At 68.9% G+C, this 1,038-nt stretch carries 1 protein-coding gene and 1 pseudogene; both read right to left on the minus strand.

Features of this window, described 5'->3' with window-relative positions:
* A pseudogene (locus MFF30_RS21700) lies at nucleotides 1-189 on the minus strand (CDP-diacylglycerol--serine O-phosphatidyltransferase); the annotation flags it as partial.
* A gap of 9 nt (nucleotides 190-198) precedes the next feature.
* Nucleotides 199-909: a phosphatidylserine decarboxylase gene (locus MFF30_RS21705; RefSeq protein ID WP_238282085.1), complete on the minus strand. Its 711-nt coding sequence runs from the start codon at nucleotides 907-909 to the stop codon at nucleotides 199-201.
* Between the last annotated feature and the right edge of the window lie 129 nt (nucleotides 910-1,038).

A 1,038-nucleotide genomic window follows, 5' to 3' on the forward strand; every position in this document is an offset into this window, starting at 1 on the left:
GGCGGCCACGATGGCGATGACGGCGGGCTCGAACTTGCCCTCGAAGGCGAGGCGGATCGCGGTCAGCCCGAGGCAGAGCGCCATCAGGGTGATCATGTTGGGCGCGATCATCCGGAACGGCACCGGCTTGAAGCGGCGGGGCCTCGGCTCGTTGGCGTCGGGGGCGAAGGGGGGGAACAGATCGTCCATGGAAACCCCTCAGATGCGGCGGAAGACGCGCTCGGGCCCGCCGCCGAGATCGGCCAGCACGGTCTCGCCGGCCACCGCTTTCTGGCCGAGGCCGACGAGCACGCGGGTGCCGACGGGTAGGTAGACGTCCACCCGCGAGCCGAAGCGGATGAGGCCGAAGCGCTCGCCGACGTTCAGGGTGTCGTTGGCGTGCACCCAGCCGACGATGCGGCGCGCCACCAGCCCGGCGATCTGCACCACGCCGATGCGCACGGGTGCGCCCCGGTGCGTCGTTTCCATGACGAGGCCGTTGCGCTCGTTGTCGTCGCTGGCCTTGTCGAGCTCGGCGTTGAGGAACAGGCCCGGCGTGTAGTGGATCTGCCCGATCCGGCCCGTCACCGGCACCCGGTTCACGTGGCAGTCGAACACGTTCATGAAGACCGAGACGCGCAGCATCGGCTCCTGCGGCAGGTCGAGCTCCGGCGGGGGCAGAACCGTGGAGATCAGGTTCACCCGCCCGTCGGCGGGCGAGACCACGAGGCCGTCGCCCACGGGGGTGATCCGCTCGGGGTCGCGGAAGAAGTAGCAGACCCACAGGGTCAGGATCAGGAAGATCCAGCCGAGGAACTGGGCGAAGTAGCCGCCGATCACCGTCAGCACGATGCCGATGACGATGAAGGGATAGCCCTCCTTGTGGATCGGCACGAGCGTCCGGCGAATCGTCTCGAGGAGGTCGGTCATGGATGTTTTCGGAAAGCTTTCGGCGGGTGGGCGGCCCGAGGCCGCCCGGACAGGGGCCCTCTCTTAAGGCACGCGAGCCCATCCGTCATACGGTTTCGGATCAGGGACGCGCGAGCGCCGGCCCGAGCG

The organism is Methylobacterium goesingense, from assembly GCF_022179225.1.
Classification (GTDB): Bacteria; Pseudomonadota; Alphaproteobacteria; order Rhizobiales; family Beijerinckiaceae; genus Methylobacterium; species Methylobacterium goesingense.

Bases quoted from the DNA above. Each gene is read 5' to 3' on its own strand.
- MFF30_RS21705 (WP_238282085.1), bottom strand. From the start codon at position 909: ATGACCGACCTCCTCGAGACGATTCGCCGGACGCTCGTGCCGATCCAC.